Origin of the sequence: Nitritalea halalkaliphila LW7 (assembly GCF_000265075.1) — a bacterium.
GTDB classification, from domain to species: Bacteria; Bacteroidota; Bacteroidia; order Cytophagales; family Cyclobacteriaceae; genus Nitritalea; species Nitritalea halalkaliphila.
The window spans coordinates 186,753-212,331 of sequence record NZ_AJYA01000016.1 but is presented as its reverse complement, the minus strand read 5'-3'; the positions used below and the strand labels follow the sequence as shown (position 1 = coordinate 212,331).

General features: G+C 47.0%; 28 protein-coding genes. 15 read left to right on the top strand and 13 right to left on the bottom strand.

The window, feature by feature from the left end; genetic code table 11:
- Window positions 1-260: 260 nt before the first annotated feature.
- The gene (locus A3SI_RS06545; RefSeq protein ID WP_009054522.1) at window positions 261-971 is read right to left on the bottom strand and encodes a hypothetical protein; all 711 of its coding nucleotides are present in this window, start codon (window positions 969-971) and stop codon (window positions 261-263) included.
- Between the two features lie 89 nt (window positions 972-1,060).
- Between A3SI_RS06545 and hemW the strand changes: the two genes are divergently transcribed.
- Complete coding sequence (gene hemW, locus A3SI_RS06540) at window positions 1,061-2,182, top strand: radical SAM family heme chaperone HemW (protein ID WP_009054520.1); 1,122 nt, start codon at window positions 1,061-1,063, stop codon at window positions 2,180-2,182.
- 78 nt (window positions 2,183-2,260) lie between these two features.
- On the top strand, window positions 2,261-2,443 hold the full coding sequence (locus A3SI_RS19670) for a DciA family protein (protein WP_009054518.1): 183 nt from the start codon (window positions 2,261-2,263) through the stop codon (window positions 2,441-2,443).
- 188 nt (window positions 2,444-2,631) lie between these two features.
- On the opposite strand, the gene A3SI_RS06530 is transcribed toward A3SI_RS19670, so the two are convergent.
- Window positions 2,632-3,267 (bottom strand): DUF4197 domain-containing protein, encoded by a 636-nt coding sequence (locus A3SI_RS06530; protein ID WP_009054516.1) that lies wholly within the window; start codon window positions 3,265-3,267, stop codon window positions 2,632-2,634.
- Between the two features lie 185 nt (window positions 3,268-3,452).
- Between A3SI_RS06530 and A3SI_RS22320 the strand changes: the two genes are divergently transcribed.
- The 9 genes from A3SI_RS22320 (at window position 3,453) to A3SI_RS06500 (ending at window position 10,628) form a co-directional block, all read left to right on the top strand.
- Window positions 3,453-3,656: a hypothetical protein gene (locus A3SI_RS22320; protein ID WP_009054515.1), complete on the top strand. Its 204-nt coding sequence runs from the start codon at window positions 3,453-3,455 to the stop codon at window positions 3,654-3,656.
- A gap of 174 nt (window positions 3,657-3,830) precedes the next feature.
- The gene (locus A3SI_RS22315) at window positions 3,831-4,940 is read left to right on the top strand and encodes a GAF domain-containing SpoIIE family protein phosphatase (RefSeq protein WP_316929096.1); all 1,110 of its coding nucleotides are present in this window, start codon (window positions 3,831-3,833) and stop codon (window positions 4,938-4,940) included.
- Window positions 4,937-5,512 carry a PP2C family protein-serine/threonine phosphatase gene (locus A3SI_RS22310; RefSeq protein WP_316929095.1) on the top strand — a complete coding sequence of 192 codons (576 nt, stop codon included), beginning with the start codon at window positions 4,937-4,939 and terminating at the stop codon, window positions 5,510-5,512. Before A3SI_RS22315 ends, A3SI_RS22310 begins: the two co-directional genes overlap by 4 nt.
- A 39-nt stretch (window positions 5,513-5,551) precedes the next feature.
- Window positions 5,552-5,887, top strand: coding sequence for an STAS domain-containing protein (locus A3SI_RS06520; protein WP_009054514.1), 336 nt, complete (start codon window positions 5,552-5,554; stop codon window positions 5,885-5,887).
- Entirely contained in the window at window positions 5,887-6,300 is a 414-nt protein-coding gene (locus A3SI_RS06515) for an ATP-binding protein (protein ID WP_009054513.1), read from the top strand. Before A3SI_RS06520 ends, A3SI_RS06515 begins: the two co-directional genes overlap by 1 nt.
- Before the next feature lie 87 nt (window positions 6,301-6,387).
- Window positions 6,388-7,758 (top strand): peptidylprolyl isomerase, encoded by a 1,371-nt coding sequence (locus tag A3SI_RS06510; protein WP_156810198.1) that lies wholly within the window; start codon window positions 6,388-6,390, stop codon window positions 7,756-7,758.
- Between the two features lie 104 nt (window positions 7,759-7,862).
- Window positions 7,863-8,372, top strand: a complete 510-nt coding sequence (locus tag A3SI_RS17245; protein ID WP_156810197.1) for a hypothetical protein — start codon at window positions 7,863-7,865, stop codon at window positions 8,370-8,372.
- Window positions 8,362-9,240: a hypothetical protein gene (locus A3SI_RS06505; RefSeq protein WP_009054512.1), complete on the top strand. Its 879-nt coding sequence runs from the start codon at window positions 8,362-8,364 to the stop codon at window positions 9,238-9,240. Before A3SI_RS17245 ends, A3SI_RS06505 begins: the two co-directional genes overlap by 11 nt.
- A 113-nt stretch (window positions 9,241-9,353) precedes the next feature.
- Window positions 9,354-10,628, top strand: coding sequence for a peptidylprolyl isomerase (locus A3SI_RS06500; protein ID WP_316929094.1), 1,275 nt, complete (start codon window positions 9,354-9,356; stop codon window positions 10,626-10,628).
- A gap of 95 nt (window positions 10,629-10,723) precedes the next feature.
- Here A3SI_RS06500 and pheS read toward each other — a convergent pair whose 3' ends face one another.
- The gene (pheS, locus tag A3SI_RS06495) at window positions 10,724-11,752 is read right to left on the bottom strand and encodes a phenylalanine--tRNA ligase subunit alpha (protein ID WP_009054510.1); all 1,029 of its coding nucleotides are present in this window, start codon (window positions 11,750-11,752) and stop codon (window positions 10,724-10,726) included.
- 264 nt (window positions 11,753-12,016) lie between these two features.
- Between pheS and A3SI_RS06490 the strand changes: the two genes are divergently transcribed.
- Entirely contained in the window at window positions 12,017-12,583 is a 567-nt protein-coding gene (locus tag A3SI_RS06490) for a fasciclin domain-containing protein (protein WP_040670330.1), read from the top strand.
- A gap of 79 nt (window positions 12,584-12,662) precedes the next feature.
- On the opposite strand, the gene A3SI_RS06485 is transcribed toward A3SI_RS06490, so the two are convergent.
- Window positions 12,663-15,500, bottom strand: a complete 2,838-nt coding sequence (locus tag A3SI_RS06485) for a TonB-dependent receptor (protein ID WP_009054507.1) — start codon at window positions 15,498-15,500, stop codon at window positions 12,663-12,665.
- Window positions 15,501-15,655: 155 nt separating this feature from the next.
- A complete protein-coding gene (gene ytxJ, locus A3SI_RS06480; protein ID WP_009054506.1) occupies window positions 15,656-15,991 on the bottom strand; it encodes a bacillithiol system redox-active protein YtxJ in 336 nt (111 codons plus the stop codon).
- A gap of 164 nt (window positions 15,992-16,155) precedes the next feature.
- On the opposite strand from ytxJ, the gene A3SI_RS06475 reads away from it, so the two are divergent.
- The 3 genes from A3SI_RS06475 (at window position 16,156) to A3SI_RS06465 (ending at window position 17,560) form a co-directional block, all read left to right on the top strand.
- A complete protein-coding gene (locus A3SI_RS06475) occupies window positions 16,156-16,362 on the top strand; it encodes a hypothetical protein (RefSeq protein WP_009054504.1) in 207 nt (68 codons plus the stop codon).
- Entirely contained in the window at window positions 16,353-16,751 is a 399-nt protein-coding gene (locus A3SI_RS06470; protein WP_394330360.1) for a DUF4403 family protein, read from the top strand. The genes A3SI_RS06475 and A3SI_RS06470 overlap by 10 nt, the downstream gene beginning before the upstream one ends.
- An 86-nt stretch (window positions 16,752-16,837) precedes the next feature.
- Window positions 16,838-17,560: a DUF4403 family protein gene (locus A3SI_RS06465; protein WP_009054502.1), complete on the top strand. Its 723-nt coding sequence runs from the start codon at window positions 16,838-16,840 to the stop codon at window positions 17,558-17,560.
- A 5-nt stretch (window positions 17,561-17,565) separates the two neighbouring features.
- On the opposite strand, the gene A3SI_RS18830 is transcribed toward A3SI_RS06465, so the two are convergent.
- From A3SI_RS18830 to A3SI_RS06435, 8 genes are all read right to left on the bottom strand, one after another.
- Window positions 17,566-17,832: a hypothetical protein gene (locus A3SI_RS18830; protein ID WP_156810195.1), complete on the bottom strand. Its 267-nt coding sequence runs from the start codon at window positions 17,830-17,832 to the stop codon at window positions 17,566-17,568.
- Window positions 17,799-18,239: an exonuclease domain-containing protein gene (locus tag A3SI_RS17240; protein WP_009054499.1), complete on the bottom strand. Its 441-nt coding sequence runs from the start codon at window positions 18,237-18,239 to the stop codon at window positions 17,799-17,801. Before A3SI_RS17240 ends, A3SI_RS18830 begins: the two co-directional genes overlap by 34 nt.
- A complete protein-coding gene (locus A3SI_RS06455) occupies window positions 18,239-19,981 on the bottom strand; it encodes a DUF294 nucleotidyltransferase-like domain-containing protein (protein WP_394330359.1) in 1,743 nt (580 codons plus the stop codon). The genes A3SI_RS17240 and A3SI_RS06455 overlap by 1 nt, the downstream gene beginning before the upstream one ends.
- Window positions 19,982-19,986: 5 nt before the next feature.
- Entirely contained in the window at window positions 19,987-20,178 is a 192-nt protein-coding gene (locus A3SI_RS22305; protein WP_009054497.1) for a cyclic nucleotide-binding domain-containing protein, read from the bottom strand.
- 134 nt (window positions 20,179-20,312) lie between these two features.
- Window positions 20,313-22,205 carry an acetate--CoA ligase gene (gene acs, locus A3SI_RS06450; protein ID WP_009054496.1) on the bottom strand — a complete coding sequence of 631 codons (1,893 nt, stop codon included), beginning with the start codon at window positions 22,203-22,205 and terminating at the stop codon, window positions 20,313-20,315.
- A gap of 18 nt (window positions 22,206-22,223) precedes the next feature.
- On the bottom strand, window positions 22,224-22,595 hold the full coding sequence (locus A3SI_RS06445; RefSeq protein ID WP_009054495.1) for a response regulator transcription factor: 372 nt from the start codon (window positions 22,593-22,595) through the stop codon (window positions 22,224-22,226).
- On the bottom strand, window positions 22,588-25,332 hold the full coding sequence (locus tag A3SI_RS06440) for a sensor histidine kinase (protein WP_009054494.1): 2,745 nt from the start codon (window positions 25,330-25,332) through the stop codon (window positions 22,588-22,590). Before A3SI_RS06440 ends, A3SI_RS06445 begins: the two co-directional genes overlap by 8 nt.
- Window positions 25,332-25,529: a hypothetical protein gene (locus A3SI_RS06435; RefSeq protein WP_009054492.1), complete on the bottom strand. Its 198-nt coding sequence runs from the start codon at window positions 25,527-25,529 to the stop codon at window positions 25,332-25,334. Before A3SI_RS06435 ends, A3SI_RS06440 begins: the two co-directional genes overlap by 1 nt.
- Window positions 25,530-25,579: the final 50 nt, after the last annotated feature.

Sequence of the window (25,579 nt, the reverse complement as noted above, 5' to 3'; positions counted from 1 at the left end):
CCATAAAAGCACCAGAAAAGCCCAAAAAGACATACTCCCCCACCCATAAAATCAAAGCACTAACTGGGAACCAACCCATGTAGCCGGAAGCCATCAGAAAAATACCTAGAAAAAGTAAAACCCTAAGCAGATAAAAAAAGTGGTTAAATTCCATTTGGCCTAGGCCAAAAATAACGGACAACAATCGCAGCAGAAAAAATTTACCGATACTAAACCCAAATAATATGGCCGTAATGAAAAAGAAAACAGGCCAAAAGTCCTCAAAAACAAGCATCAAGCGTGCCCCGAACTCCTGATGAAAAAAAGTGATCCCCAGAAGGCCTAAGGCAATTAGGGAATTGAAAAGCCATAAAAACAACAAAATAATCCCAAGATAAAAACTTTTGCATCCGCTGGTTCTCTGCGAAGCCTTCACCTGACCAAAGCCGCTGCAAACTGAAAAAGTAGCCAAAAAGCCCTGGTGATCCTACGCGGTAAATCCCTAAAAAGAATAACAGCAGGAGCATCGCCAAGACGTAATTATTCTGAAAACGTAACTTCTCGAGGTCGCTTTGCCGCGAGGCGTACACTAAGCCCTCGGCCCGCACCTCTATACCTGGAGATGTGAACGAACTGACCTGCCGAAAAATCGGTGGATTCGCAGTCCCACTGCCAAAAACACGTAACTGCTGCGCTTCAGCGGCGGGAAACTGCTCCCACAGGGCCGCATACGCTCCTCGTATTAGCGTGTCGGAGGTAGCTTGAAACCAAAATTTATCTCCTATAAATGTATGTGCACCCTGCCCGATTTCCAGCTCAAAGTAGGCGTACGGAAAGGACTCCTGTGAAAAGGTGGTGCTGTACACATGTGTGAAACCAGCATGCCGAAAAGCAGAAAGCGGCTGATACTCAAAAGAAAACTCCCGCAGCAGCTGGCCCTGGGCGATCCCAAGACTGAACCAGAAAAAAATAAAAAATACACAAGCACGCATACCGAGACCGAATGAATTTTACAGCACAAAAGTGAAAATTATCCGAATAGCGAACAAATGCTTACCTTTGAAATTTAAAATATAGCGCTTTGGCAGGAATCTATCTCCATATCCCTTTTTGTAAACAGGCTTGTCATTACTGTGACTTCCACTTCAGCACGCAGCTGGGACATCAGGCAGCGATGGTCGAAGCGATGCGGCGGGAAATGGCGCTGCGCAAAGGCTTTTTCAGCCCGGAAGTTTCCCTAGAAACCCTTTATTTCGGGGGAGGAACACCGAGCCTACTGGAGCCAGATGAGGTAGCCCGCTTACTGGATGCGGCGGCAGCTCATTTTCGGCTTAACCTAAAAGAAGTCACCTTAGAAGCCAATCCAGATGACCTCAGCCTGGAAAAGGCGCGTCAGCTCCGGGCTGCAGGCATAAATAGATTAAGCATTGGTATTCAGACTTTTGATGGCGCACTCCTGCAGTATTTTAACCGCGCCCATAATGCCGAAGAGGCGGAAAGGGCCGTTTGGAATGCCGCAGAGGCCGGCTTCGATAATTTAACCATCGACTTGATGTACGGCGCTCGATCACTAAGCCTGAAACTTTGGGAAGAACAGCTGGAGCGTGCTCTCGCCCTTCCGGTGCAGCACATTTCCGCTTACAGCCTGACGGTGGAGGCCAAAACAGTTTTTGCCCACAGGGAGAAAAAGGGAGATGCCATCACCCTAGAAGAAGAAGAACAGGCGAAACAGTTCGAGCGCATGCAGGAGCGGCTACAAGCAGCTGGATTTATCCAGTACGAAGTCGCCAGCTTCGGGAAGCCCGGTTTTTTTAGCCAGCATAACAGCAACTACTGGAAGGGACTACCCTACCTCGGAATCGGCCCGGGCGCGCATGGCTTCGATGGAAAAAAACGGTACAGCAACCTACGTAATAACCCCCTGTATATCAAAGCCATTCGAGAAGGAACTCCCTTTTCCGAGGATGAAACCCTTACCGCTGAGGAGGTTTTAAATGAGCGGGTCCTCACCGGACTGCGCACCATCTGGGGGATTTCACGCAGCGAACTGGAAATGCTTCACCCGAACTGGCTGCAGCTACATGCGCAGACGCTCGACTGGCTGCGCCAAAATGCCTACTTGGAAGAAAACGAAGACCGGATTTGGCTCACGCCAAAAGGATTTATCCTGGCCGATAGCATTGCTTTCCAGCTCTTTACTTGACCGATACGTTCTGGACATAGCAGCTGAGGTTCTGCGGTCCTTTGGATTTGCCAACCGCTTCCCTTACCTTTAACCAACATGAAAAAAAGTGGATTCGAATATTACAAGCGTAAGCGCGAGGTGGCTCCCTTAGAAGAGGCCTTTAAAGATCTCCTGCGCGTCTATCGGCTAGAACGCAAGTTCGAGGAGAAGCAGCTGACCCAAGCTTGGCAGGAGATCGTGGGTTCCACGGTGGCCAGTAGAACGTCTGCCTCTATGTGAAGGATGCGACGCTTTTCGCGAAATCGAATCCGGACCGCTGAAGAAAGAGTTAAATATGGCCAAGTCCAAAGTGCTGGCCAGAATTCAAGCGCAATTCGGCGAAGCACTCATTAAAGAAATTTTATTTTATTAAGCAAGGAGCATAAGCGACTGAAGGAGAGGACGTTCTCCTCCATGCGCTTGCATTTTTATTGATTCGCAAAAACTCGACGCAAGATGGCCGTTGTTCTAGCCGCGGGATCTGCGCGAATCGCCGCTTCCTCCTGTGCCACTAACTGAAATAAGCCATCTACGGCTCGCTGGGTGACATAGGCATTAATGTCTGGATCGATTTTACGTGTCGTCAGTGGAATCGCATTATAGGCAGTCGCGATTTCTCCGTAAAAACGGGTGGCGCCTACCTCATTTAGCGCCTCCTCCATGTGTGGCTGAAAGCGCGCGATCAGCTCTGCCTCCGTCGTACGACGTAGGAACTGGGTCGCTGCATCTTGATCACCACGTAAAAGCGCAAAAGCGTCCTGAATGGTCAGCTGACGAATAGCGGAAATAAATATTGGCTTGGCCTCCTGTGCCGCACGTTCAGCCCCGCGATTTATGGAAAGCAGCGCCCTGTCTACCTCTGCTCCGAGGCCGATCTGCCGTAAGGTGCTTTCCACCCGGCGCGCATCCTCGGGAAGCAGAATACGAATCAGTTCATTTTGCCAAAAGCCGTCCTGCACGCTCGCCCGATCAGCTCCTTTACTAATCCCCTGGATAAGTGCTTCCTTCAAGCCTGTGCTCACTTCGCCCTCCGTTAGCGGCGCGCTGCCTGAAACTTCTTTCATAAATCGCTTAAGGTCAGAAGAGCTACAGGCTGCTAGCACAAGACCAAGAAATAATAAAGGTAAAAACCGAGACATACGGGTTATAGATCGCTGCATCATATTAAAATTTTAATATTATCTGTTAATTTTATTATTGCACTGACGTAAATCGACCGTGATTGCTTATTTTTGCTCACAGAAGATCTATGAACGCCCTCCGCCGTGTAAATATCACAAAAGTTAGCTTTTTCACCGCCATAATCGCATGGCTTATTTTGCTGTTTGTTGATATCACCCGCCTTTTTAACAATTTAAATCAGCTGGAGGGGCGCACCGCTTCTGAATTTACGTATATCTTAGAAGTGCTGTTTTTTTATCATGGTATATCTTTTTTACCAAAAAAAAAATAGAAGAGCACGAACAGAAAGAATTTCTAGAACTCATTTGGCGGGGCACCTGGACAGGACTTGTGGCGCTGGGCACTTCCTTAGCCATAAGTTTATTCTATTATGTTTTGGGCGACACCCGATTAGGAAATGACCCCTTACTAGCTAACTTTTTTTTATCATGTGAACTTTGCGCTCATGGCGCTTTTCTTGGTTTCTTGTGCACTGCTTTTTAAACATCTTATCCTCTACCAAAAGTCAAAAAAAACCGTAAAGCAGTGGCAGGTTTTTGAAGTCGCCATGTTGAGTAGCATGTTTTTATCCCTACTGAATAAAAACAGCTTCGACTACACCTTTTTGCTTGGCCTCGTATTTCTGGTCGTGTTAGGTACCAGCTTGGCGCTAAACCTTAAGTGGATCCCCTACCTAACCTTTAAGGAAAAACTTAAAGCACTACTTTTCTTTTTCACCATCCAGATTTCCACTGGCTATCTCTTCATTCAGCTCCTTAATTATTCGGACAGCTACTTTATAGAGGTGAACCTGACGGATAATCTCTTTTTGATTGCCCTATTCTTTTTTGTGTTCATCTATGCTTTGATCAGTTTTTTAGTGACCCTATTTAATCTCCCGACCAGCTCGGTCTTCGAGCAGAAACTGACTGAGGCCATGAGCTTTCAGCGTCTCAGTCAGTCGATTAAGCCAGGTGAAAATGAGGATCAGGTGCTCGACATTCTTTTGGACTCCTGCATGTCTGCTGCTTACGTGGATGGTGCTTGGCTGGAGCTCCTCACGGAGCAAAAAATCAGTGCGGTCAGCCAACGTCGCTTTCTTTCCAAACAGGAGGTAATCGAGCTCGAAAAAATAATCAACTCCACCAAGCCGTTTAACACCTTCGACTGGAAAGCAGACGAAAAGAACACCCTATTTAATGGTCGAATCGCGCATCCCAAATACCAGTCTGCCGTCATGATGCCCCTTTTCGTTAATGGGGAACTCGTCGGGCGTATGTTTTTAGTGAAAGAGGTAAAAGACGGCTTTAATAAAGAAATGCTGGACATCCTAAAAACCTTCGTGGGGCAGGCCTGCATTTCAGTAGAAAATTACCGACTCTTAAATGAGGCGATTAAAAATGAGCGCTACCGCGAAGAACTGAAAATCGCGCAGCGTGTACAGCGCAGCCTGCTACCCCGTACGCTACACTCGGATGCGAGCTTCCAGATTTCCGGCTTTTCTGAGGCAGCGAATGAGGTGGGAGGGGATTACTACGAAACGTTCCCTTTGAGCGAAGCTCAATTCGCATCATGATGGGAGACGTATCTGGGAAAGGGACCTCTGCCGCCTTTAACATGTCTCAGATGAAGGGGGTTTTCCATAGTCTAGTGCTGGATCATCCACAGCCGGTGGCATTTATTCGGAAGGCAAATCTTGCGCTCAGTAAATGTCTCGAGCGCAATCACTTCATCACGGCCATTTATATGCTGGTGAATACGAATGAGAAAAGTATCCGTTATTCTCGCGCAGGGCACTGCCCGATTTTATATTATAGAGGGACTACCGAGCATGCGGATTATCTGGCTAGTGAGGGATTGGGCTTAGGGATATTACGGAATGATGGGTACGATCGGTATGTGCACCTGAATGAGCTGCACTGGTCTTCGGGAGATATTTTAGTGCTATTTACGGATGGCATTATCGAAGCCAAAAATGAGCAGCAAGAAGAGTTCGGCTACATGCGGCTAAAAGAGGCCTTGGCCTTACATGCTGGGAAAAGTGCTCAGGAAATTCAAGAGTCTATCAAGCAAGATGTGTATCGCTTCATCGGAAAACAGCAGTACATGGACGACGACTATACCCTGCTCGTATTAAAATTTAATTAGAAAAACCCTGCGTTTTATTACGCGTATACTGAAGTAGTTATGTTAGCAATTAAAGAAGTTTTTCACGCCGATTATGTTACTTTACAGCTATCTGGGGAGATAGATGCGAGTAATTCTGTACTTTTAGATGAGGCGATTAAGCAGGCGCTGAACGGAAATCATGAGAGGATTCTTATCGATGCCACAGCCCTTACCTACATTAGCTCTGCAGGTTTAGGGGTGTTTATGTCTTATTTAGAGGTTTTTGAGGAAAAAAATATTCACTTTGCCCTGTATGGGCTTACCCCTACCGTATTTCAAGTATTCCAGATTCTCGGTCTGGATCAGCTTCTGACCATCACAGGCAGTGCAGAGGAGGCGCTACAGACTTCGTAATGGGGGCGCAAGTATTCACATTACAGAAAGGCCTAGATCAGCTGGGTGAGCTTCGCAGTTTTATACGAAGCCAGCTTGCACGTACCCCGATGAAAGAAGAAAAACAGATGATGGTAGTGCTGGCTATAGAGGAAGTTTGCGCTAATCTTATTATTCATGAGTTTAAGCAGCGGGACGGAGAAAGCATCGTAGTAAGCATCCGAAATACGGATAAAAAAATCATTTTTGAGATAAAAAATCGGGGTGGCAGCTTTAATATGTTAGAGTACCAGGAGCCTAATCTGCGCGAGGTGAAGGCGAGCAAGCGAAAAGGAGGCATGGGTATAGCGCTGATTAAACGGATCATCGATCATATCGAATACGACATTTCACCTGAGTATAATACCTGCAGATTAATCAAGGTTCTCGATTAAATTTTTCATTAAACACTTTACTTTAAGCATTTTTAACCCTTTTTGTACTCAATAATTCGTAACATTGTGTTTGAATTGAGTAACAGCATGATGAAGGGTAGATTCCTCGTTTTAATTGTTTTACTAGTAGGGGCAGCCTGCGTGAGCCGTCCTAAGAACAGCGGTGCGGAAAACGAAGAAATCGCTGCGGAGCCGCTTTTAACGGTAGATGGCAGGGAGGTTTTTACGGATGAGTTTTTATGGGTGATAGAGTCTGGAACGAGTAGCTCGCGGGATCCGGAGACCTTAGATGAAGCACTCCGGACCTTTATCGATTTCCAGTTAAAAGTATCCGAAGCGCTGGCTTTAGGCTTAGATCAGACTGAGGCTTTTCAGGCGGAATACGAGAGCTTGAAGGAGGAGCTGGTGCGTCCCTTTCTAATCGAAAGCAGCCTTCGTGAGGGGGAGGTGAAGAAATCCTATGACCGTATGCAGGAGGTCGTGGCTGCCAGCCATATTTTAATCCAGTTTCCCCCTGCTGCATCCCAAGAAGATAGTTTAGCAGTGCTTCGCATGACGCTACAGCTGAAAGAACGCGCTGAAAATGGGGAAGATTTTAATGCATTAGCCGCAGCATACTCGGAGGATCCGTCCGCGAGTGAAAACAAAGGGCGTCTCGGCTATTTTACCGCCCTGCAGATGGTGTATCCTTTCGAGGATGCTGCCTACAATTTACAAATTGGACAAATTTCAGACCCCGTTCTCACCAGCTTCGGATACCACCTGATTAAGGTGGAAGACCGCAAGCCTAATCCGGGTCAGATTCAGGTTAGTCATATCCTTTTGCGCAGCCGCGCAAATGATCCCGTTCAGGAAGAGCGAGCGCTACGACGTGCTGAGGAGATCTATTTAGCGCTGGAAGAGGACCCTTCCCGCTGGGAGAGTTTAGTGGAAACTTACTCCGATGATCCGGGCAGTAAGCAAAACGGTGGGCGCTTACCTTTTATCAGTTTAGGCTCGCTTGTGCCTGAATTTGAGCGGGCGGCATTTAATCTTAATGAGATCGGGGCGATTAGCTTGCCTGTCCGTAGCAGTTTTGGGTTTCACATCATCCGCTTAGAGGACAAAAAACCGCTAGCTTCTTTGGAAGAAATGGAGGCGGAGATTTTGTCTAAGATTTTACGAGATACGCGTTCTAATCTGGTACGTGAACAGACGATGGCCATTCAGAAGTCACGTTTTAACTGGGTGGAAAACGCCAGCTTTTCGGCTTATTTAAATCAGGCGTTTACCGAGATGGGGCGCGAGCGCTTTTTAGCGCATGTGAGTGAGGAAAGTAGCTTACAGGATTCGGTTCTTTTTCATATCGGAGGGAACGGCTACCTGATGAAGGATTTCGTCCAATACGTGCGTGATAATCCGCGTGCGCGCCTTCTGGAACGAAAAGCACCTTTGAAGTCTGGGAAGAAGGCTTTTTAAAGCAGCAGCTGGACGCCTACGAGAGAAACTACTTAGAGGCCACCCACCCTGCCTATCAGCAGCAGCTGAATGCCTACAGATCTGGGATTTTAATGTTTTCGCTCATGAATGAGCGTGTGTGGCAGAAGGGGATAAACGATGAGGCGGGCTTACAGCGTTATTATGAAGCGCATCAGGGGGACTACATGTGGTCCAGTAGAAAGGAGGTGGTACGGGTATATGAGGTGCTTCCTGCCTATGAAGCACGTGTGAAAAAATTCTTGCAGGATAAACCCGTAAACGCAGCCCTACTGGATAGGCTTGAAAACACCTATTTGCTCGAAGAGCCCAATGCCTTTAAAATGGAGCTTATTTTACTGGAGGAGCGCCACCCGTGGGTGATGGGCAAGGAGGCACAACAGGTATTTCAAAATGAAGCAGGCATCTTTAAAGTCGGCCGAGAGGTGGGTCCTGCCCCGAAAAAATTAGAGGAGACCCGTGGGCCGCTCATTCGGGATTACCAGTCGTACTTAGAGCAGGAGCTTCTGGAAGATGTACGCAACAAGTATCAGGTGAACATAAATGCGAGCGAATTAAATCGCTTAAAAGCCCTTCATTATCCGAATGAAAATTGATTTACAGCCCATTTTGCTTGCCTTACTGCTGCTGACTTTGGGCAGCTGTGATCTTTTCCGTCTAAAAACGGATGATAACGAGGAGATAAACCCTAAATTAGCAGAGGTGGGCAATCAGATTCTGCGCCTTGACGACGTTCGTTTTCTATATAAAACGCCGATTTCTTCCATGGACAGCAGCCAGCTACTGGAGGCCTACGTGAAAAGCTGGGTGAAAAAGCAGTTGATGATCGCCGAAGCGAGCCAGACGATTAAAATCGACGAGGCGGAGGTAAACCGAAAGCTTTTGGACTATCGGTATGCGCTGCTGGTGTACGAGTTAGAGCGGCAGTTCGTGGAGAAGAATTTAGATAAAAGTATTCAGATGGCAGAGGTGGAGGCCTATTATGCAGCGAATAAAGAGAACTTCATCTTGAAAGATGCTATCTTACGGGTACAGTATTTTAAGGTAGCGAAGGGAAACGATAGGGCGATAAAGAAAATTCTTTCGCTAGTAGGAAAGGAGGAGGAAAAAAGTCTAGCAGAGCTTCGCGACGTCGCGCTGAATAGCACAGTCACGCACTTTGTGGAGACGAATAGCTGGATAAAATGGGGGGAGTTAGCTGCTGGCACTCCCTTGGAAACAGCTTCTAATGTGAACAATCTACTGCGTAGGCCTGGAACTTTAGAGTTTGAAGATGAGGAATACGCGTACATTTTCCACGTTTTGGAATATAAATTGTACGACGAATATCCACCTATGGAATTTGTGGAAGCGGAGATTCGCAAGATTCTCCAGACCAAACGTCAGGCTGCCTTAGTGGAGCAGCTGGAGCGTGAGATTTATGAAAAAGCACTTGAAAAAAAGGAATTTAAGATTTATGAGTAAGCATGTAAAAACCCTGGGATTACTTCTCTTTTTATGCTTGGGGCATTTTGCGCTGCAAGCGCAAGAGGAAGAAAAAAAAAGAGGACAAACCAGCGGCCAGGCCCACGGGGCAAGTGATAGACAGAATCGTAGCAAAGGTTAATAATTACATTATTCTAGAATCGGAAGTGCAGCGTGCATTTTTAGAGGCTATAGCCAGCAACCAAAGTGGCTTTGAAACACCTTCCCGCTGCGATATTTTCGAGTCTTTGCTCATTAATAAATTAATGGTAGCCAAAGCGGAGCTTGACTCTGTGGAAGTGAATGATGCTGAGGTAATTTTCGAGGCCGATCAGCGTTTTTCGATGGCACTACAGCAGATCGGTGGGGATGAAAATACGCTGGTAGAAGTGTACGGAAAAACAGCAGAGCAGCTTAAGAGTGAGATACAAGCTTCTATTAAGGAGCAAATGATTATCAGTCGCATGCAGCGTAGGATCACCGAAGATCTACGTGTATCTCCTGCTGAAGTGCGACGATTCTATAACTCTATCCCTAGGGATTCACTGCCGCTATTTTCTAAGGAGGTAACTGTGGGACAAATCGTAAAAGAACCGATCGTATCGCGCGACATTAAAGACAAGATAGCGGCTCAGCTCATGCTGTTTAAAGAGCAAATTCTGAATGGGGAGAAGACCTTCGCTGAGCTGGCCAGAGAGTACTCAGAGGATCCGATGTCGGCGATTCAGGGCGGTGACTTAGGCTTTTTCCGGCGCGGGGAATTAGCGCCCGAGTATGAGGCTACGGCTTTAGGGCTGAAGCAAGGAGAAATCTCTGATCCTGTAGAAACGATGTTTGGGTTTCACATGATTCAGCTGTTAGAACGAAGAGGAAATTCCTTTAACACGCGCCATATTCTGATCCGGCCGCAGCCTTCCGAAGCTGATATCGCACGTACGGAACGTTTTTTAGACAGTTTACGCACAGAAATACAGGCTGGTAAAATCAGTTTTGCAAAGGCGGCTAAGGAGCATTCGGACGACCGCGAGACTTCGGATAATGGAGGGTTTTTCTCTGATCCAGGATCGGGAGCGAATCGCCTCACACTGCGAACACTGGATGATCCTGTTTTATACTTTACGATCGACTCCATGAAGGTAGGGACGATCACGAAACCCATGCGTTTCGAGGATCCTAGAGCGGGTACTAAGGTGCGGATGCTCTATTATAAGGAAAGTTTCCCTGCGCATAGGGCCAACTTGAACGATGACTATGAAAAGCTAAAGGAAGCTACGCGTAGAAAGAAGCAAGATGAGATGCTAAGCAAGTGGTTTTTAACTGCAAAGGAGGATGTTTTCATCGATATAGACCCTGCGTATGATCGCTGTAATGCACTCGGCGACAAGTAAACTAGATAGGTGATGTATGCAAAAAGCCTCTACAGAAATATATGCTGTAGAGGCTTTTTACTATTATCGGGCTATGGGCTATGAATCGGTAACGGCTATACGAGTTTACTAAACTGATGTAAAAAGCGGATGTCGTTTTCTGTGAAAAGCCGCAGGTCTTTTATTTGATAGCTGAGCATGGCGATGCGCTCGATGCCCATACCGAAAGCAAATCCCGTGTACACTTCTGGATCGATACCTGAGGCGGCTAGCACATTCGGGTCTACCATACCGGAGCCACCGATTTCCACCCAGCCAGTACCTTTACACACATTACAGCCCGCACCTCCACAGAGCTGACAGCTGATATCGATTTCCGCACTTGGTTCCGTGAATGGGAAAAAGGAAGGACGAAAACGTACTTTGGTGGAGGCGCCAAACATCTCTTTTGCGAAATGATATAGGGTATTTTTCAGGTCTCGAAAACCTACATTTTTGTCGATATAGAGCCCCTCCACTTGGTGGAAGATACAGTGAGCACGTGCAGAAATCGCTTCGTTTCTATACACTCTTCCTGGAGAGAGCGTCCGGATAGGGGGGCGCTCATTTTCCATCACGCGTACTTGTACGGAGCTGGTATGCGTACGCAAAGCGATGTCTGGATTTTTTTCTATAAAAAAGGTATCCTGCATCTCGCGAGCTGGATGATTTTCAGGGAAGTTTAAGGCTGAAAAGTTATGCCAGTCGTCTTCTATTTCAGGTCCCTCAGATAAGTTAAAGCCGATGCGCTCGAAGATGGAAATGATTTTTCGCCGTGTAGCTGTTAGGGGATGTACAGCACCAGAAGGCGTAAGGACTGGAGGTAATGTCAGGTCAAAAGCAGCCTGCTTCGCACCCGAGTTTCCGGACTCAAGCGCTTCTATTAGTGCCTTAAACTTGGCCTCAGCCGCCTCTTTAACTTCATTTATAAGTTGACCGTAGGCTTTTTTCTCCTCATTCGGAACCGTTCGCATAGTAGCAAATAGCTCCCCTACGACACTTTTCTTGCTTATAAAGCGCATGCGATACTCCTCGAGCTCCCGCGCATCCTTGGCAGTAGCAGCAGCGATGGCAGCTTTAACCTCTTCTATCTTCTCTGTGTTCATGTAAACTAAGCGATGCTATCTACAAAGCTACAGGTTTCTGATGGGAATGAAAATATTTTAAAGCCCAAAAAGCAGTCTAAGTATAGAATCATCCTTGCAGACAGACTTAAACGTTCCTATAACTATGTCACACGGTCTCACGGGAACTATCTACTAAAAATTATTCCTACCATTTCAGTGGAACAGATGGATTTTTTTCCTGTCCCTACATCTAAGATCAAAAGTAGCTGCGTATATCTTTCCAAATCTAAAACAACTATTATCATGAAAAAGCTTTCATTTTCACTTTTAATTGTGGCTATCGCATTCTTAACCACATTTAATTCTGCTATGGCGCAGAAAGAGAAAACAGTAGAAGTAGGTGGAGCTCCGATGTATCCTTCTAAGAACATCGTAGAGAACGCAGTAAACTCTAAGGATCATACGACTTTGGTAGCGGCTGTACAAGCTGCGGGCTTAGTAGATGTACTTCAGTCCGATGGACCATTTACGGTGTTTGCACCTACCAATGCAGCTTTCGGAAAACTACCTGAGGGAACAGTAGAAACCTTAGTAAAGCCTGAAAGCAAGGACGTCCTTACAGCTATTTTAACGTACCACGTGGTGGCTGGAAAATTCGGATCTGCTGAGATCGCTGATGCGATCAAAAAAGGAAACGGAAAAGCTAGCTTCACTACTGTCCAAGGTGGTAAACTAAGCGCCGAAATGAAAGGCAAAGACCTTATCTTAACAGATGAGAATGGAGGTGCATCTAAAGTAACCATTAAAGATGTATTCCAATCTAACGGCGTTATCCACGTTATCGACACCGTGGTAACTCCAGCTATGTAAGCAAAACATAGTGTATTAAAAGCAAAGGCTGCCTGATTAGGCAGCCTTTTGTCTTTCAAACTCGTTCAAACTTTCATTCTTACCAAGAACGTCCACCGGTGAAAGGAGGTCTTCCCCCACCAAACGGACTCTGAGCTGGCTGACGCGTAGGGGCTTTAAAGTTGCCGATATTATACGTGAAATTTAGCAGTCCATAGCGCGTAAGTACGCGCGTAAATGTATCCGTTACCGAAATGTCATTCACCTCACGGGCGATAGCTTGGTTCTGACCTAAAAGATCAAAGATAATTAAACGCAACTCACCTCGGTTTTCTTTCAAGAAGCGATACCCAAACTCGATGTTCCATAACCACACAGACTGATCTAGCCCCTCGGATAAGCCACGGAAAAGGGAGTTATTCACTACATTCGAGACGTATAACTTACCATTATTTGGAGAATAATACAGACGAATATTAGAGTTCTGGATGTAGAAATTATTATTTAGGTTCTGCTGCAGGCTGCTATTTACGATCGTATAGGTCCCCGAAGTTCCGATCGTGAAGTCTACATCTTTACTGATATTAGAAGTCAAGGTAATTCCCTGCGTCAAATCGATGTTGTCATTTAAGTTCCGCTCCCCATTAATCAAACCGGGCGTACGGTTAAAAGAAACACTTGTGTTCGAATTAAACTGAGACTTCAGCTTCTTAATCGGAGAGCCGAAAGTGGTAAATAAACGCGAGCGAATTTGCCCATCTAGGTTAACCGGCTGGATTAATTGCCCGCCAGGGCGTAAAGGAACCTCCCCGTTAATGAGGGTATCCTGACGCACGACGGTAGTGCTAGAGCCGATAAAATCTTCTGTTACAGAGGCAAACAAGAACACAAAGAAAGTACGTGACTTTTCGATGTTGATTTTACTGTAGTTCGCAAAAACATTATGCGTGAATGCCTGACCGAGATCTGGGTTACCCACACGAAGTAAAAGCGGGTTACTGTTATCGATAACATTCTGAAGCTGGTTTACGCTCGGCTCGTTCGTAGAGGTGCGGTAGCGTATACGTAAGCTATTTCCTTTTTCGCGATTACGGTACTGTGCATTTACCTGCGGAAGGAAATTACTGAAGGACTGATTAAAGACCCGTTCTGTAGGGAATAAACTTTCATTATCCTGTACGGCATACTGATAATCTAATGAGGCATTAATATTCCAGCTACCAGCATTAAACCGAATCCCTGCACTTGGTCGCTGCACGACAAAGCGGTTATCGAACACGTTACTTAAGGCTGTGTCTAACACCATAATTCCTATTTCCGGCTCCATGGCGAAGGTCTGCTGATCTGCCGAGGTTTTATTGTTCGCCACTTGATAAGAAAGGGTAAGAAGAGACTTCTCGCCGAGCGTCTCCGTAAACTGTACCGTGGCTCTATAGTTAAAGCCTTCCGTTAAACCTATCGTCTCTTGATTTAAGGTGTCGCGTATGTCTCGGATAAAGTCTGTGTTTCGCGCGATCAGTTCATCCAACTGATCCCGCTGATTAAAGGCGGTAAATATGGTTGTGGATAAGGTTCTACCCCGCTTGTCGAATTTATACCGGTACACCAAATTATTCGACACATTATAACTCGTGTTTTTATTATCAGTAACACTGCGCAGGCCAGAAAGAGGGCTTAGATCAGCAGCGGAGTTCAACGCTTCTCGATCTCCTAAGTTAAAGTTTCTGGAGAATCGGATATTAGGCGTAGAGATAATCGCATGACGCTCATTAATATCGTATTCCAAGCGTGCATTTACACGATGGTTATTACTTCTGGAGTTATTTAAGAGCGTTTCTTCGTAAAACTGTCGATCTCCCCCCCCTAAAATGAGCTCTCGATTCGTCAGTCTTAGCAAGTTGTTCGCGCTGTTATTAAAGAAATAGCTAGCGGTCAAATTCGCCTTTTCCCCTAGTCGATCACTATAATTAATACCTACAGAATTCGTCGTAATGATCCCATTATCGTTCGATGCGCCGAATGGATTATTTCCACCACGACCGCCACCACCGCCTCCGCTGACACCTCCGAGATCCTCTGAAGCGAAGTTTTGCTGGTTGATGTTATTAAATAAACCGATGACGGAAATACGACGTGTTCCTTTAAAAAAGTTGATATTTCCTCCTGTGCTGTAGCGGTCATCTGTTCCGTAGCCACCGTAAACGCGACCGAAAACTCCCTGCCGACGATCTTCGCGCAGGACGATATTAATGGTTCTGGAATAGTTTCCATCATCAAAACCAGTAAGGCGACTTTGGTCGTTTTGCTGATCCAAGATTTCCACGCGGTCGATTACATCCGCCGGTAAATTACGAAGCGCTAAAAAAGGATCCGAACCGAAAAACTCGCGCCCATCCACGAGCACCTTTTGCACATTTTCTCCACGTGCCTGTATCTGCCCATTCTGAATCGTCACACCTGGCAGCTTACGAATGAGGTCTTCCGCCTCCGCATTTTCTCGTGTCTTAAAGGCGCTGGCACTAAAAGAAGTGGTATCTCCCCGCACCTCTCCGACATACACTTGGCCCTCTACGACCACTTCGCCGAGCACCTTGCTATCCTCCTTCAGGACGATCGTACCCAGCTCCAAGCCATCACGAATACCCAAAACTTTCTCGAAGCGCTCATAGCCGATGAAGGAGATACTTAATTTCACCTCTCTCACCCAGGGCCGCTGGATACTGAACTCCCCATTCGCTCCGGTCACGGTACTGACTAGGACAGAGTCTTCCATGGATCGGATGATCACATTAGCACCTATCAACCCCTCATTTGTCCCCTCTTCGAGGACCTTTCCCGTCATGAAAAGTGCACGCCCTTGCCTTTGGCCCTGAGCCTGAACCCCTTGAAGCACGAAAAATAAGAGCAAAACGCTCCAAGCATAGTAAATTTTTTTCACCTTGATCGTAATTATGTAGTGTGATGATTAGACCAAAGTGACCTATAAAAGTTTAATCGACCAGCTAACTTCGTGTTAAACCATTAAAATATATCCATAATCGGTAGAAAGTTGATGTAAAAATTTTGCCCGAAGGGCGCCTAACAATGGAATTTTTAGACTAGCTTGGACTTTAAGGCTGCATAATTTATCCCCATGTGACTTTCATGGTACAGTACCTTTCCATCCCGGAGCAGCAGGACCTGCGGAGAGGCATGCTCTACGCCAAGTTGCTGAGCCACAGCATTTGAGATATCCCGATACTGAATAAGGTCTAGAAAATAAGCATCTGCGATCTGATCATCCTCCGCGGACCAGTTACGCTTCAGCCGGTCCCAGGCCATCGAACTGATGGAGCAGCGCGTGCTGTGCTTAAAGATGACGACAGGACGCTGCTGACTTGCCGTAAGGGCTTCAGCTAAGTGCTGGGCATTTTGAAGAGACTTCCACATAGAAAATGTATTTTGGGTAGAAAATGCTTTTCTCAGGCCCAAAGTTCCCCAGATAGGTGATGGAGTAGCACCTAAAGCCCGCGCCAGATAGACATCCCCAATAAAAGCCCCTGCTTTTCTGTAGAATTATGTAAATTTGGCATGATTTAAGTCTAAATTCTATCATGCGTTTATCCTCCTTCCTACTCCTTTTCCTTCTCGTGGCCTCCTGCAGAAGCTTTCAGCCAGACCCGAAGCTGCGTAACAGCCCTGCGCTGCCTAGCCCGGAGCGTACCAGTTCCCTGGCGGTGCCTGCTACTCTGGATGCGAAGGAAATGGCCACTTTTTTGGGCGCCAGTCTGCCCCCCGTGGTAGACGCTCCCTGCCTTTAGAGGAAGGAATCGTCGGAGATTTTCGTATTACCATTTTAGATGCGGCACAGGTAATCGTTAGCGATGAAGCGCATTTACAGGTGAAACTCCCCATAAATTTAGCGGGAAAGGTGCAGGTGGAACGCCGTGTTTTTGGGCAGATGGTACAGACGAGTGTGCCCATAAATGAGAATTTAGCCCCTGAGGTACGTTTTACGCCGAGCATCGGCAGCGATTATGGGCTACAGCTAGAAGATGTAAGCCTTCTGAGCTTAAACGGACGCCTACGCGTAAGTGTCCTTGGCTTTCAGATAAATATAGAGCCTTTCGTGAAGGGAGAATTGGAGCGGCAGCTCCAAAACCCCCGTCTGCTAGACCTCCTCGGCGGCTTTTCCCTGGCCCCATCTTAGAAAATGCGCTGGAAGGATTTCTCTCTGGTATTCCACTGCCTATTCCGGAGCTGGAGGGACAGGTCATCCAACCTACCCTCAGCAGTATGGCGCACCGCCTTCGGCTAAATCCAAAAGAAAACCAGGTAGAACTGGACCTGCTCATGGAGGCGAAAGTGCGCACCGCCCCGGCCACTGCACGGGCCAGAAGGCCTGCAGAGGGACTCCCCCCGCTTAAACCTTTAGCGGGCCCGCTACCCGCAGTGAGTACCCTATTTTTACCGGTACAGGTCCCATACACGGCCTTAGAAGGTCCTTTACAAGCGGAGGTTCTCAATAAAGGCTTCCGTGTAAATCGAAAAAATACCGTCGTGCCCCGAAATTTAAAAGCCATAAGCTATGCTGAGCGTACCCTGTTAGAGGTGGATGCCGATGTTCTAAAAGCCGATGGCAGCAGTGTGCCGGGGACCTTTTTCTTTTTAGGCGATTTAGGATTTTCTCCAGAAGCCTTAGAAATACGCTTTGAGAACATTCAGTCAGGGGTGGAGATAGATGACGCCACCATCCGTACGGGGGTTAGGCTGCGCCAAAATAAGCTGCGCAGAAATCTTCAGGCCCGCAGTACGCTCTCCCTTCAGGAACCCATCGCAGAGGTGGAACGCATGCTGGAAGGTCGTTTACAGGAAAATAGTTCTTTACTCCAGGGGGCCTCTTTTTCACGAATCCGTCTGGCCGATATACAGTTTTACCCTCAGGAAAAGGGCATAGAAGCACAGCTCGAAATCAGTACCGAAATTAAGCGTTTCCCCATCCGCTTATCCTTGTATTAATGCTCCTAAGGTACGAATTCCCTTCTTTTTAGCCAGCTGCAGAAGCTGCTGCAGCAGTCGAGCCGTCGCCAGTGCATCGCCTCCCGCCGTGTGGCGATCCTCGGTGGGCACCCCATAGCGCGCGCAGACAGCATCCAGGGTATAGTGCCTTTCTTCGCCGTATGCACATCGAAAAAGGGGCCCTCCTCTAATCGTGCCGCTAGGTACATGGTGTCTATTCGTGGATTTACGAGGCGCCTCAGCCCAAAAGGACGAAGCGCTTTTTCGAGCATCGCGATATCGAAGGACACATGTGCCCGACCAGCACGGTCTGACTGAGCTGTGGAAGCACTGCCCGTGCAAAATGATGTAAAGGGGTAGGATTTACCGCCTGAATCAAGCCATGCACCTCGATGGACTCGCGTACACCTTTCGGACTTTTTAAATAAAATTCCAGGCTCTCCTCCAGTCGGATCGCGGCCTGCTGGAGACGCACAGAACCGAAAGAAAGGATATAGTCTTCGGCAGGATGTAAACCTGTCGTTTCCGTATCAAAAACAAAGAAGGGGACACGCTCCAGTGCCTGCTCTTTTGGGATAGGCTGCTGCCGCTGGGCCTGTTCATACGCCAGAACCACATCCGCTTTGGGAAGGGAGCGACCAAATAGTGTGGAGAAAAAGTCTCGAAACTTGTCCTGCATCAGCCGTTAAAATAATCTGTTTGGAACCTTACTTTCAGAATCTTTTGTACCTCTTCGATCGGTGCGAAGGTATTTTTTAGCAGCTGCCGCTGCAATTTTCCCAGGCTGCTCGGTGCCAGGTAGCGCCCTGAGCTGGCATTCGCTAGCCCATTTAAGGCCCGCATCCGGATTAAGATTTCGTAGGCCTTCCCTGCCTCTCGATAGGTTTCGGCATGCTTCGGTTCGAGCTGAGCGAGTTTTTCAAAGCGCTTAAAAGTATTATTTATTCCGATCACATGGTGCTGTAGCACGAGCGTCCGTGCAGCATCAGCCAGTGGCATCATGGCGCGCAACTTGATATCAAATTTATCCTGGTGTTCGCCCGATTTTTCCACGATGAAATTACGAAAAAACCCTAAGGGCGGAGGATTCAAAAGCGCATTCTTAGCGAGGAAATTCATAAATAGCCCATTCGCCTTGATTTCACTAAAGATATGTTCGGAAAGCTGCCTGCTTAGCTCCTTTGACCCATACACCAGTCGAAAATCAAAAAATATCGTTGCGTGCATGACCGCTTTTTGGCTAGGCGAGCTGATCCAGCGGCTGAAATAGCCTTTCCACTTGGCTAGGGAAACGCACCACTGCGGATTAGAGGCCATCATATCTGCGGGACAGCGCTGGAACCCACAGCGCTCCAGAATCGCGATGAGTTGTTCGGCTAGCGCCAAAAAATAGGGCTGCACCTCTTCTTCTGTTTTGCCGGCAGGCAAATCATATACGAGGGCATTATCCAAGTCGGTACGCAGCAGCTGCTCTTCCCTGCCTTCACTCCCTAGGGATAAAAATGCAAAGCGAATGTCTTCCATCCCTGGAAAGTCTTCACGAAGGTTTTTCTGTACGATCTGGATGCCCCGCTTCAGGATCACATCATTAATTTCTGAGATAATATTGGTCACAAAATCGATGGCCACCTCGTTTTCAAGGTAATAGCGCAGGAGTTTCTCGGCTTGCTCCCGGATTTTGGCCATTTCGGACACATCGAAAGTATTCATCAGCGCATGAATCAGGACGGCGGGACTGTTCCCCTGGGCCAGCAGAATATCATGATCTGAAACTAAACCCGCGATAGGGCTCTCGGCTGTCCCGTCAGCAGTAAAAATAAGATGATGGAGCCGGTGCTTGAGCATGGTGAGATACACCTCAGAAAAGCTGCTTCCCGTTTTAAGTGTCATGACGGGCGTGGTCATGGCCTTCGCTATGGGCAGATCAGGGCTAAGAGAAGCGGCTACTACTCTTCTTCTTAAGTCTTTATCTGTAAGGATACCCACCGGCAGACCATGCTCATTCGCGATGACAATCGAGCTAACATCTGCTGCCGTCATGCGGGCAGCGGCTTCACGTATGGAAGTCTCAGCCGTACAGGTGAGGACTTCTCGGGTGTAGGAGAAGCTGGATTTCCCGGTGAAAATATAGAGTCCCGTGTCGTTACTGGCCTCTTTAAAGGTAGAGCGCGCTACTTGGGCTTGCGATAAATCTCTTCTGACGACTACTTGTCCGGATGCGAAGCCTGCGGCAAAATAAAGCGCTACACGTGAATTTTCTTCTAATAGCTGTTCGAAGTATGCGACAGGAAGTGCGTATACGAGCGAGCTTTCCTGTACTTCAGCCTGTAAGGTATAGGGTCTTTTTCCGATGAGTGCCATCACCCCGAAGACATCGCCTTCATCACAGGTTTCGATAATAGCTTGTTCGGATGGGTTGATCAGGTTTACAGAACTTCTCGAAGGACATAGAAATGATTCGCTGGTTTGTCCCCTGCCTTAAAGACGAAATCCCCCGCCTCGAAAAATTTAATTTCGGCTTTGCTGGCTAGCGTTTCCAGAGCCTCTGCTCCGATAAAAGAAAAGGGCGGAAAAAGTTTAAGAAACTCAGCGACGCGCTGAACGATCACATTAGCCATACGTTTGGGTCGTTTGTGGGTAGGGAGTAAATCAGAAAAGGATAAGGAAAGAAAAGCCAAACACTTCCTTTACAGGTAGGTTCGGCTTCTCTAACATATGCACACACGCAGGGCGTGCATGACCATTCAACCTGTTATTTTCTTCCGTTGATGATTTCGGTCACTACATCTGGATCTAGTAGTGTGGAGGTATCACCCATACTATTTAGGCTATTTTCTGCGACTTTGCGCAGAATGCGCCGCATAATTTTTCCAGAGCGCGTTTTCGGTAGGCCGGATACGATTTGTACCTTATCTGGCTTGGCGATGGGACCGATAATTTTAGATACGGTGTCTTTAATTTCCGCCACTAAATTTTCTTCTGTACGGTTTTTCATGTCACAGATCACATAGGCGTAGATGCCCTGCCCTTTCACTTCATGAGGATAACCGACCACGGCGGACTCGATGACGAGAGGGTGCTCGTTGATCGCGTTTTCCACCTCTGCAGTTCCCATGCGGTGTCCGGAAACGTTTATCACGTCATCGACACGTCCGAGGATGCGGTAATACCCATCGTGATCTCTTTTTACTCCATCGCCTGTAAAGTACATGCCCTTATAAGTAGAGAAGTACGTTTGCTTACAGCGCTCATGATCGCCATACGTCGTACGAATCATGGAAGGCCATGGAAACTTGATGCAGAGATTTCCTTCTACGGAATTTCCTGTGAGCTCATTTCCTTCTGGGTCTACGATGCTAAGCTGTACGCCAGGCAGCGGCAGTGTCGCGTAGGCAGGCTTATTCGGTGTAATTCCAGCGATAGGAGAAACTAAGATGCCACCTGTTTCGGTTTGCCACCAAGTGTCTACGATCGGACAGCGAGAATTTCCGATATGGGTATGGTACCAGTGCCAAGCTTCTTCATTAATAGGCTCTCCCACCGAACCGAGCACTTTAAGCGAGCTCAGGTCATACGGCTGGATGGGGTCAGTGCCGAATGCCTGAAGCGCACGGATAGCCGTCGGGGCGGTGTAGAACTGATTTACTTTATATTTTTCAACTACCGCCCAGAATCTACCTGCATCCGGGAAGGTAGGAACCCCCTCGAACATGATACTAGTGGCGCCGGCAAGTAAGGGGCCATAGACGATGTAGGAGTGCCCAGTAATCCAGCCGATGTCTGCTGTACACCAGTAAACATCACCTGGGGCGTACTGGAAGACGTTTTCGAAACTGTACTTGGTATACACCATATAGCCACCTGTGGTGTGAACGACACCTTTGGGTTTACCCGTAGATCCAGACGTGTAGAGGATGAACAGCATGTCTTCGCTGTCCATGATTTCCGCTTTATTGGTATCAGCCTGACCTTGGATCACGTCATGCCACCAGTGATCTCTTCCCTCCACCATGGTTACTTCCTGGCCAGTACGCTGGTACACGATCACGTTTTCTACAGAAGCTTTTTTTAGTGCTTCATCCACGACTGCCTTGACGGCAATTTTCTTGTTGCCGCGGAAATTACCATCAGAGGTGAGCACAGCTTTCGCCTCACAGTCATTTATCCTGTCCGCCAGCGCACTGGAACTAAAGCCAGCGAAAACGACGGAATGGATCGCACCTATCCGTGCGCAGGCCAGCATAGCGATAGCCGCTTCAGGCACCATCGGCATATAAATAATGACGCGATCCCCTTTGCCGATGCCTTTGGCTTTCAGCGCATTCGAAAAAGTACAAACCGCATGATAGAGTTCGCGGTAAGTAAGCGTCCTTCCCTCTTCATTCGGATCATTGGGCTCCCAGATAATGGCGGGCTTATCCCCTAAAGTGTACAAATGCCGCTCTAAAATATTTTCGGTGATGTTCAGCTTGCCATTGACAAACCATTTCACATCCGGGCCCTCGAAATCCCACTCGAGGACTTTATCCCAGCGCTTCTCCCAGTGAAAAGAATCTGCTATGCGTGCCCAAAATTTTTCAGGCTCAGTTACAGACTTTTGATACTCGTGGAAGTACCCGGATAAGGTGTGCACTTTGTCACTCATAATGCTTGTATTTTAAGGTTAATTGTTTGTTTCAACTTGCAGTAACTGTTTTACTTGGGCGACCAGCTCTTTCGTAGAAAAAGGCTTGGTTAAGTAAAGATCTGCCCCCATTCCGAGGCCTTTTTCTTTATCCTTCTGCTTGCCTTTCGCGGTAAGAAAAATGATTTTCACTTCAGGATGATGTTCCTTTAAGAAATTACAGACCTCGTACCCATCTACTTTCGGCATCATAATATCGAGAATGATGAGCGTAGGCACATTTTCTTCTATAATAGCGAGCGCTTCCTCTCCATCTCGGGCTATGAAGACGCGATAGCCTTCTTTTTTAAACAGGAATTCGAGAGACAATAAGATATTGGGCTCATCGTCGACGATTAAGATCTTATCCATAATTGGTCTGTTTTTCGTTTAGTTTAGGGTTCTGTGTTTCCGACTGAATCGGAATGGTAAAATGGAAACAGGTTAGTCCATCGATGCGCTGTATTTCGATTTCACCACCATGATACTCAATGATTTTTTTCGAGATAGCGAGACCCAGGCCGCTTCCAATGGGCTTTTTACTTGTCTGATTTTTCGCTTGGAAGAATTTATCGAAAATATAAGGGATCTCTTCCTCTGGTATGCCTTTACCGTCATCCATCACACGCACGGACAGGTAATGACTGTCACGAGCAGCGGCCAGTACTACTTTCGTCTTGGCAAACTTAGCGGCATTAGAGAGGAGGTTAAGGATGACCTGCTTGATACGGTCTTCATCTACTAGAAGGAAGAGTTCTTCGAAGTCCAAGTTGATTTTAAAAATTAACTTGCGCTCCTTAAAAACTTGCCCTATAGAGTCACAGGCCTCTAGTATCAAAATGCCTACGGAAACTTTTTCCAGATTAAGCTCTTGTCTACCGCTATCAAAGCGCTCTAAGTCAAGTACCTGATCGATAAGTCGTGTCATACGACTCGTTTCCTGAATGATAATTCCCAAAAAGCGTTTTTTCTCTTCTTCAGGAAGGTCATCGTCTAGCAGGATTTCAGAAAAAGCCCGAATAGATGTTATCGGGGTTTTCATTTCATGCGTAACAGTGGAAATGAACTCATCCTTTAACAGATCGTTTGTGCGAAGGGCTTCATTCATGCTTTGCAGCTCGCGCGTCGCCTGCCGTAGCTGCTTGCTTTTACTCTTTAGTTCATCGTTCAGAGACTTGAGCTCTTGGGTTTCCTTCAGAATGCCTAGAACTTCTTCTAGACTGATTTCCTCCTCTTTTACTACTGATGCCACCATGATGCGGGCAGAAGCAGCGCCGATGATTCCCGACAGAACACGCTCCGAATAATTTACGAGGGCTGGGTCAGCATATAAATCTCCATGTATGGGCTTTCCCATACTGAGGAAAAAGCGATCTAAAAGCTTCTTCGTCTCCGCCACGCCCAAGAAGTTCTCTAATAACGCTTTTAGATCCGGAAGATAAGCCTTGCCTTTCCAAACGATAGAAGAATCTAATGTCTCGCTGTATTTAAATATGTCCACGAAAACCAGCGCTTGATTATGTTCTTTGGAGTTTTGTTTGGTCCAGATGGACAAAAGTATGTAGGCCAGGATATTCGGCACTAAGCTAAAAAACAAGCCATGGCTTACATAGTCAAGGTCTTGAAAACCAAATAAAGCATAAGGCTTCAGAAAGGAAATTCCCCAGGGTCCATCCGTAAGAATCCCTTCAGGAAGAAAGCCTCCATGAACGATAGTGGGCAGAACGAGTGTATAAAACCACATCACAAAGCCCACACTAATGCCTGTTATGGCTCCGATACGCGCACCGCCTTTCCAGAAAATCCCCCCGAGAATGGCAGGGGCAAATTGCGCGATAGCGACAAAGGAAACCAGTCCGATGGATACCAAAGAGAAGTCCCAAACAACGACACGGTAATACATATAAGCCAAGAGGATAATGGCTAGGATACTGATTCTACGTGACCAAAGTAAAAGGGAACTTAGGCGATTTTGATACTTGTTTTGCATCCTGCTGCTTACGAGGAGTAGCGGCATGACGAGGTTATTCGACACCATCGTACTTAATGCGATGGTGGAGATAATAATCATACTCGTGGCAGCGGAGAAACCGCCTAAATAAATAACGACTGCTAACCAAGCCTGATCTTTAGCGATCGGCAGGGCTAGGACAAAGGTATCGGCATTCACCGTATCCCCTTGGAAGTAGGTCAATCCAGCAAGCGCGATGGGCAGGACGAAGATATTAATGAGCAGTAAGTAAAGTGGAAATAGCCACATGGCTTTGTCCAGATGGCGCTCATCTGTGTTTTCGATGACGCCAAGCTGAAACTGTCGGGGTAAAAAGAGCATGGCCAGCATGGAAAGGATGCTCAGCCAGAACCATTCGAAATTTCTATTTTCACCACGCAAGGTGAATAAGGCCTCATATCCGGCTTCTGAGACTGCGTCAAAAATGCTTGCGAAACCGTCGAAAATAAAATAGGTGACAAAAACCCCAGCCGCTAAGAAGGCGAATAACTTGAAAAGCGACTCGAATGCCACGGTCATCACCACACCATCATGGCGGGCATTCGCTTCGATAGAACGTGTACCGAAGAGGATGGTAAAAAATGCAAGACCTAGTGAAAGGTAAAAAGCAGTGTCACGGAACACGGTGCTTGCCATGACTTCAGTCTGATTCGAAATATGCAGAATATTAAAAGAGTTCGCGATGGCTTTTACCTGTAAGGAAATGTACGGGATGATTCCCACTAGGCAAAAAACGGCAACGATGGCTCCTAAAGTAGCATTTTTACCATATCTACTGGAGATAAAGTCTGCGATGGAGGAAATCCCTTGAAGTTTACTGATGCGAATAATTTTTCGCATGACCACCCACCAGAGAGGAGCTATAAGTGTGGGGCCTATGTAAGTGGTAAGAAACTGTAATCCATGCGTGGCAGCTTGTCCCACTGAGCCATAATAGGTCCAGGCAGTACAGTAAACAGCCAGAGATAAGGCGTACACATAGGGGTTTTGTCCTAGACGACGCCCTTTTTCAGCAGAACGCTCCGTATACCAAGCGATCGCAAAAAGTAGCGCCAGATAACCAAATGTGAACAGTATGATCAGACTATCGGAAAGCACTATTCAGACCCCTTTTTGGTGACAAAAAACGTAAGCACGATTAAAAGCATCCAGCTGAAGAACACCATAATAAAGAGCACAGGAATACCTAACCAGCGCTCGGGAACATTATACATGCCAAGCACGGGATAGTTAAAAAGGATCAGTCCTAGAATAAAAATCAGTATGAGATACTGCTTTTTTTTCGATTCTTTCATCAGCTATTCGCTTTTACACTTGAATATACAGGATTTTCGGAGGAATTAAA